General features: G+C 64.2%; 8 protein-coding genes. 2 read left to right on the top strand and 6 right to left on the bottom strand.

All coding sequences use genetic code 11. From position 1 onward, the window contains the following. Positions 1-214: SDR family NAD(P)-dependent oxidoreductase (locus tag AO716_RS17365; protein WP_152970031.1), on the bottom strand; the 214-nt coding region annotated here is incomplete at its 3' end. A gap of 172 nt (positions 215-386) precedes the next feature. Next, positions 387-1,895: a SulP family inorganic anion transporter gene (locus tag AO716_RS16480; protein ID WP_055242939.1), complete on the bottom strand. Its 1,509-nt coding sequence runs from the start codon at positions 1,893-1,895 to the stop codon at positions 387-389. Positions 1,896-2,008: 113 nt separating this feature from the next. Here AO716_RS16480 and AO716_RS16475 point away from each other — a divergent pair, with 113 nt between their 5' ends. Further along, complete coding sequence (locus AO716_RS16475; RefSeq protein WP_055243039.1) at positions 2,009-2,569, top strand: GNAT family N-acetyltransferase; 561 nt, start codon at positions 2,009-2,011, stop codon at positions 2,567-2,569. Positions 2,570-2,615: 46 nt separating this feature from the next. Here AO716_RS16475 and AO716_RS16470 read toward each other — a convergent pair whose 3' ends face one another. Then, entirely contained in the window at positions 2,616-3,698 is a 1,083-nt protein-coding gene (locus AO716_RS16470; RefSeq protein WP_055242937.1) for a serine hydrolase domain-containing protein, read from the bottom strand. A gap of 64 nt (positions 3,699-3,762) precedes the next feature. Between AO716_RS16470 and AO716_RS16465 the strand changes: the two genes are divergently transcribed. Further along, complete coding sequence (locus AO716_RS16465) at positions 3,763-4,650, top strand: dihydrodipicolinate synthase family protein (protein WP_055242935.1); 888 nt, start codon at positions 3,763-3,765, stop codon at positions 4,648-4,650. A gap of 19 nt (positions 4,651-4,669) precedes the next feature. Here the strand turns inward: AO716_RS16465 and AO716_RS16460 are convergent, their stop codons facing one another. From AO716_RS16460 to AO716_RS16450, 3 genes are all read right to left on the bottom strand, one after another. Further along, a complete protein-coding gene (locus AO716_RS16460) occupies positions 4,670-5,476 on the bottom strand; it encodes an IclR family transcriptional regulator domain-containing protein (RefSeq protein ID WP_055242933.1) in 807 nt (268 codons plus the stop codon). An 87-nt stretch (positions 5,477-5,563) separates the two neighbouring features. After that, positions 5,564-6,418, bottom strand: a complete 855-nt coding sequence (locus AO716_RS16455; RefSeq protein WP_055242930.1) for an alpha/beta fold hydrolase — start codon at positions 6,416-6,418, stop codon at positions 5,564-5,566. Position 6,419: 1 nt separating this feature from the next. Further along, the gene (locus AO716_RS16450) at positions 6,420-7,358 is read right to left on the bottom strand and encodes a hypothetical protein (RefSeq protein ID WP_055242927.1); all 939 of its coding nucleotides are present in this window, start codon (positions 7,356-7,358) and stop codon (positions 6,420-6,422) included.

Here is a 7,358-nt window from a genome sequence, read left to right as displayed (position 1 = left end):
AAGCCTGCGCCGTCTCCGTGGAACCCACCGGAGCCACCACAGCCACCGCACGCCCGCCCTCAGCCGTGATCGCGGCAACCGCCTCGTCCGCAACCGACGCCTCAACATCGTTCACCACCACAGCAGCACCCTGCCGGGCCAGCTCCCGGGCATACGCCAACCCAAGACCCCGCCCACTACCGGTAACAATCGCGACTTTGCCCGAAAGGGACATGATGTGGCTCCTTCTCCCGGCAGCACCGGGCACCGTTGACCTGCTCTTTTGTTCCATCCTCACGGGAATGGTTGAGAAAGTCAACGGTTGAAGTCAGCATCTATTAAATGCGGGCTCCGGAGCGGGCCTCGACCGGAGCGGCTGGCCCGAAGGAGGAGGGCCGTAAACGGAGCTAGGGCAGCTCCCCGGTGAGCCTGTCCCGGATGGACAGTGAGGCCTGGTTCAGCCCGGTAACCTCCACGGACTTTCCCCTGCTGCGGTATTTTTCGATGATCGAATCCAGCGCCGCCACCGTTGATGCATCCCAGACGTGGGCACCGCTGAGGTCGATCACCACGTCACTGGGATCCAGCGCATATTCGAATTGGGTGTAGAGGTCGTTCGAGGACGCGAAGAACAACTCGCCCTGCACCGCATAGGTAACCGATGCGCCGTCGTCCGCCACTGTCCGCTGAACGGTGACAAAGTGGGCCACGCGGCGGGCGAAGAGCACCATGGCAGCCAGGACGCCCGCCCCAACGCCGATCGCAAGGTTGTGCGTGAGCACCGTCGCCAGCACGGTGATCAGCATGACTGCTGTCTCCGACTTGGGCATCCGGCGCAGCGTGGACGGGCGGATGCTGTGCCAGTCGAACGCTGCGTAGGCCACGAAAATCATGACTGCCACCAGCGCCGCCATGGGAATCAAGGCCACGATGTCCCCCAGCACCACCACCAGGATGAGCAGGAATACTCCGGCCAGGAAAGTCGAAATGCGGGTCCTCGCCCCGGAGGCCTTCACGTTCATCATGGTCTGGCCAACCACGGCGCAGCCACCCATGCCGCCGAAGAATCCGGTGACAATGTTGGCAATTCCCTGGCCGGCGGCTTCACGCGGTTTGGAGGACCGGGTGTCCGTGATGTCATCCACCAGTTTTGCTGTCAGCAGTGATTCCAGCAGCCCGACGAATGCCATCGCTACTGCGTACGGGGCAATGATCTTCAGGGTTTCCAGGTTCAGCGGAACGTCCGGGAACAGCAGGGCAGGAAGGGATTCGGGAAGCTCTCCCTTGTCCCCCACCGTCGGGATGTTCCATCCAGCTGCTACGGCTGCGATGGTCAGCAGCACAATGGCGACAAGCGGCGCCGGCACCGACGTCGTCAGGCGCGGCAGCAGGAAAACAATCAGGAGCCCGACGGCGGTGACCGGGTAAACCAGCCACGGCACGCCAATGAGTTCGGGCAGCTGTGAGGAAAAGACCAGGATGGCCAGCGCGTTAACGAAGCCCACCATGACGGACCGGGGAATGAAGCGCATGAGCTTCGCGACGCCAACGAGGGCCAGCAGGATCTGCAGGACCCCTGCGAGGATCACGGTCGGCACCAGGTACTGCACGCCGTAGTTGGCCACAACGGGTGCAATAACCAGGGCCACTGCACCGGTCGCCGCGGAAATCATGGCCGGGCGGCCGCCGACGAACGCAATCGTGACGGCCATGGTGAAGGAAGCGAACAGGCCCATCCGCGGGTCGACACCGGCAATCACCGAGAACGCGATCGCCTCGGGAATCAGGGCGAGCGCCACCACCAGGCCGGCCAGCACCTCCGTCTTGAGCAGGCGGGGAGAGCGCAGGGTGGCAAGCACGGATTGACGGATGTCCGGAACAGATTCCGGTGCAGGGCTTGGGGCAGGAAGGGACAAGGCAGTTCCATTCAGGTGCAGGGAAGGTTCGGCGGCCGGAGCGGATTGCCGGGGCCATGCGTCGAATCCGGTTCAAGATTACCGCCGCCCGGCTTCCGGCCAATAATGGTTCCATGCCTGAACCCCTGCCACCCTGGCCATCCACCGCACCCAGCTGCGGCCGTGTGCGGCTGCGGTCCGTATGCGAGTCCGATGCCGGCATGGCAATGGCGCTGGCCGAGGATCCCTACGTGTCAGCGACGGGCACCCTCCCGCACCGCGCGGACAGGGACGAAGCGCGGGCTTGGGTGAAGCGCCAGCAGCACCGGCACAGCGAAGGCAGGGGCTTCTCCTTCACAATCGAGGACGTCGGTGCCCGCGTCCCGGTGGGGCACTGCGGTCTGTGGCTGTCGCATCTGGCCGACGGCTATGCGAGCGCCGGATATGCCATTGCCCCAGCCTTCCGCCGGAATGGATTTGCGGCCGAAGCCCTTACTGCATTGACCGGCTTCGCCTGGTCGCTGGCCGGCCTCAATCGAATAGACCTGTTCATTGAGCCGTGGAACGCCGGATCCATTCGGACAGCCGAACGGTCCGGATACATCAGGAGCGGATTTCGCAGTGGTTATCAGCTGGCGGGCGGTGGACAGCGGGACATGCTGGTCTTCTCGGCCGCGCGGTCCGGAGGACCGTAAAACTCGTTCCTGCGTCCAGCTGGCAGCGCCGGCAGGGTCGCCTGCCCTAGGGCGTCGGGGCCTGCGCGGACTGCAGCAGGCCGGTGATCTCCTTCAGCGGCCCCCATGCCCCGTCCTCCGAGTTGGACACCAGCGCCGCAGTTACCCCCTCTTGCGGGTAGTACCCCAGGAAGGCGCTGACCCCGGCGTTGATACCGTCCTTGTAAATCAGGCCGACCTGGCCGTCCGCGTCCAGCCGGAACTCCAGTCCGTAGCCGTAGTGCAGCTCCCCGGCATCCAAATCCGAGTGCTTGACCTGCGGACTCAGGAACGCAGCAGTGGATTCCGCGGACATCAGCCTTCCGCCCCGAACAGCGTCGAGGAAACGAACCAGGTCAGCGGCGGTTGAATGGGCGCCGCCGTCCGGCGAGCCGATCGGTGGATAACTGAAGATGTTCTGCCGCCAGGAGATCACCTTGCCGGCGCCATCCCGGACCGGGTCCCATCCCTCGGCGACGTTCGGGACCGCGTCCCGCATGGAAAAGAACCCCGAATCCTTCATGCCAGCGGCAGCGAAGACGTGTTCCCGGACGTAGTCCCGGTAGCCCGTCCCGGTCACAGTCTCCAGCGCCAGCCCGGCGAGGATGTAGCCGCAGTTGCAGTAGCGGCAGCCGGCGCCGGGGGCGAAGTTCGGCTCCTTGTGCACGAACTGCGGCAGGAAATCTGCAGTCCTGGTAACCGAGTAGGTGGGCTTGTCCACCCACAGGTCTTCGTAGGATTCGCCGGCTTCTTCATCGGCGTCGTCCCCGATGCCGGAGGTGTGGGTCAGAAGCTGGCCGATGGTGATGTCGGGATCTATCCGGGTGCCGCCCAGTTCAACGAACCGCCCAATCGGCGAGTCCAGCGCCAGTGCCCCGGCATCCACCTGCTGCAGCACCGCAACCGACGTGAACAATTTGGTGACGGAAGCGACGTCGAACCGTGTGCCCAGGGAGACCGGCACGCCCCAGCGCCGGGAGGCCACACCGTAGGCGCCTTCGTGCAGGACCCTGCCGCCGCGGGACAGCTGGACAGCTCCGGAGAACTCATGACGGGAGGCGGCGTCATGAAGGATGCGGTCCACGGCTTCGGCGTCGATGTCTGGGAACATAACCGAATACTAATGTGCAGCGGAGGATGCCTCTTCGCTGCCGGTACCGGAAGGAATTCGCATTTTGTTTACCGGCCTGAGCGCTTTCCCACTGACCCCGCTGCAGAACGACGCCGTGGATGAGGGTTCCTTCTCCGCCCTGGTGAGCCGGCTGGCAGAGTCGGAGGTCGATTCGATCGCAGTGCTAGGCTCCACTGGTTCCTACGCCTACCTGAGCCCGGAAGAACGCGGGCGCGTGGTGCAGCTGGCTGCCGCTCACAAGGGATCGAAGCCGTTGATCGCCGGCGTCGGCGCACTGCGCACTTCCGAGGTCCTGGCGAATGTCCGGTCTGCGGAGGAGGCCGGCGCCGCCGGAATCCTGCTGGCGCCGGTGAGCTACCAGGTGCTGACGGACGAGGACGTGTACGGCCTCTTCCGCGATGTCACCGACGCCACGGATTTACCTGTCATTGTTTACGACAACCCCGGCACGACCCATTTCACCTTCAGCACCGCGCTCTACCGAAGGATCGCCGAGCTTCCCGGCATAGCCTCCGTCAAGATTCCTCCGGTTTCCGCCGCCGCGGCTGCTGCCCGAGTCCAAGAAGTCCGGGCGGTCATTCCGGAACATGTGACCATTGGAATCTCCGGTGATGCTGCCGCATGCGACGGCCTGAACGCCGGCTGCGATGCCTGGTACTCCGCGGTGGCGGGCACCCTGCCGGAGCCTGCGGTTCGGATCGTGCGGGCTGTCACCGAAGGGCGGTACGACGACGCCGCGGCAGAGTCTGCGCGGCTTGCCCCGCTCTGGGAGCTCTTCGCCGAACACGGCAGTGTGCGTGTCATTGCCGCGGCCGCTGAGGATCTGGGACTGGCTCCACGTAACTGCCTTCCGCTTCCGGTACAGGGCCTTGGCGCGGCGCAGCGCAGGCGGGTGGCCGGCGCTCTGGAGGAACTGGGGCTAATGGCCTAGCCGGCCAGTTCCCGCGAAGCTACCCCAGCATGTCCGGGCCATACTCGGCGAGATCCTTCTCGATCCGGGCCTGCGTGTCCAGCAGCTCCGGCAGGAACTCGTCCTGCAGCCGGTCCAGGGAGACGCGGGCGGTGTGGGCAGCAACATTGATTCCTGCGATGACCGTCCCTGCCGAGTTGCGCAGGGGGGCGGCAATCGTGCGCACTCCGACTTCGATCTCCTGGTCCATAAGGCACCAGCCCTGCTCGCGGATCCGATCAAGGTCTTCGGTGAATCCACCATCCGGCGGGATCTGCGGCGCGGAAGCAAGCTGCTGACGGCGTTGCAGGTAGGCCTGCAGCACGGCTGGTGGAAGGTTCGCCAGCAGGACCCGCCCCAGAGCGGTGATCACCGGGTCGATCCGCGTTCCCACCTGGACGTTGAACGTCATGATGCGCTGCTGCGCAGAGGCCCTGGCGATGTACACGGCGTTGTCGCCGTCGAGCACCCCCACCGAGCATGCCTCACGCAGCTTCGCGTTCAGTTCGGAAAGGTAGGGATTCACCAGCGCTGGGAGCTCCCCTGACGTCAGATAGGAACCGCCCAGGTCCAAAACCCTGGGACGCAGACGGAACCGTCCGTCTTCCTGGCTCACATAGCCCAGTGCCTGCAGCGTCAGCAGGAAGCGCCTGGCACTGGGCTTGGAGAGCCCGGTAGCCTCCGCGACTTCCGTCAGCGTCATGGTGCGCCGGTCGCTGTTGAATGCCTTGATCACCGAGAGTCCTTTGTCCAGTGACTGGACATAATCTCCGGGGGCGATCGGGTGCACGAACCTGCTCGGGTCCATGCCCCTCCCTTCTGACCTGCCCCTAGGCAGGCCGGCGCTGATGCTCTGCTGATTCATGTGCCGGACCTGCCGCCGGGCAACTTCACTCTAACCGCGTGTCGAGAGGTAGGAAGCTACCACCTTGTTGAAATCTTCGGCGCGTTCCACTTGGCTCCAGTGCCCGCACTGCGAAAAAAGGTGCAGGTCAGCGTGGGGGATGACGTCCAGCAGCTGCAGGCTTCGGCTCATGGGAATGACCTTGTCCTCGCGCCCGTGGATAAGCAGCACCGGGATGTCGAGTTTGGAGAGCACATCCATATCCAGGGGCAGAGTCTCGCGGTCAATATCCCTGGCGGCTACCACCGCTCGGAAACGCTCCGTTGCCCCTTCCCGGGATGCTGCGGCGTAGCGCGAATTCACCAGTTCCTCAGATACCAGGGACGGGTCAACCACAAAGTCCAGCAGGGCCTGCCGAATCCCGTCCGGCGTCATCGTCGGCTTCGCGTGGCTGGCCAGGGCCTTGGTGCGCGGGGCACCTCCGGTACCCATCGAGATGATCCCCGCCAGGCGTTCCGGGTGGTCGATCGCGAACTGGAAGGCAACCCATCCGCCCAGGGAGTTGCCGACCAGCCAGGTCTTTTCGATCCCGAGCGCATCCAGGATGCGCACAACGTGCTCCACCCACGCCTTGATGCCGAACTCGCTGTCCGGCGCTTCAATTGTCTGCCCAAAGCCGAGCAGGTCGACGGCGATGGTCCGGCAGTGCTTGGAGAGCTCGGGGAGGTTCAGCCACCAGTTGGCCGCAGCCGACACGCCGCTGCCTGACCCATGCAGGAAAACGACAGGGGTTCCCTCCCCCAGTTCGTGATAATGGGTCAGTTCACCGGGCGCGGTTTCCACCCAGGCGTCCTCCAGACCGAAAAACGGATCTGTGGTGAAGTCCGGAATCGTCAGAGTTTCCATCTCATATTCCCTTCGGCGCGAAACCCGCGACCAGTCCCATACCGGTCACCCAGCGGTGCACCGGCTCGTATGCCACGGTCTCCACGGGCCCGTCCCAGGCGCCCAGGCCCGCTATCCAGCAGCGCACCTCATGGGCGCCGTTGCCTGCTGCCGCTTCCATTTCGTCCGGGTTGATTGCCAGCAGCGCCTCGACGTCGCCGCCGGTGAGGTACTTCAGGAATTCCCGGTCCCAGGTGTCGTTGATGTCCCCTTCAACGCCCTGGGCAATTCTCTCGGCCAGACCTGCCTCGCGTGCGGCGTTGTATTCCACAACCGTGTCCCGCCCGTCGATGAGGAATTCCCGGGTCTCGACATCAATCGAAGGGTCGTAGGGAGAGGATGCCTTGACCCAGTGGGACAACCCGCCGGATGAGATGACCAGCACCCGAAGGTCTTCCTCCAGCTCCCGGATGGCCTTACCGACTGCCTGCCCAAACTCATAGGACCGGGCGAAGGAGGGCCGGGGGGCCGCACCGCAGTCCACCATGATGGGCAGTACGGGAACAATCTTTTCCGGGAGCAGCACTTCGTAGGGCTGGACGATTCCGTGGTCGATTCCCATCCGGAGCGAGAACGCCGGGTCAAAACCCTGCTCCCGGACGTTTTCAACGACCTTACGGCCGATTCCCTCCATATAAGGGACAGATCCCTTATGGCTGCCGTAATCTCCGAAACTGACAATCTCGCCTGCACCAACGCAGAACGCGGGCATCAGGTCGAAGAAAAAGTTGCGCATGTGATCGGGGCCGAAGATGACCACCAGGTCCGGTGCGAGTTCCTGCACCTTTTCCTTGATCTTCAGCGCACCGGCTGCGAAGTCCGCACCTGGACCCTCGACGTCGAAGGATTCATCCCAGAACGGGGAATGGGACATGGCGACATAGCCAACAATCTCTGCCAT

This window comes from Arthrobacter sp. Edens01 (assembly GCF_001307035.1).
Taxonomy (GTDB): domain Bacteria; phylum Actinomycetota; class Actinomycetes; order Actinomycetales; family Micrococcaceae; genus Arthrobacter_B.
This window is presented reverse-complemented; position numbering and strand designations above follow the sequence as displayed.

Bases quoted from the DNA above. Each gene is read 5' to 3' on its own strand.
- AO716_RS16450 (WP_055242927.1), bottom strand. From the start codon at position 7,358: ATGGCAGAGATTGTTGGCTATGTCGCCATGTCCCATTCCCCGTTCTGG.
- AO716_RS16460 (WP_055242933.1), bottom strand. From the start codon at position 5,476: ATGGACCCGAGCAGGTTCGTGCACCCGATCGCCCCCGGAGATTATGTC.
- AO716_RS16470 (WP_055242937.1), bottom strand. From the start codon at position 3,698: ATGTTCCCAGACATCGACGCCGAAGCCGTGGACCGCATCCTTCATGAC.
- AO716_RS16475 (WP_055243039.1), top strand. From the start codon at position 2,009: ATGCCTGAACCCCTGCCACCCTGGCCATCCACCGCACCCAGCTGCGGC.
- AO716_RS16455 (WP_055242930.1), bottom strand. From the start codon at position 6,418: ATGGAAACTCTGACGATTCCGGACTTCACCACAGATCCGTTTTTCGGT.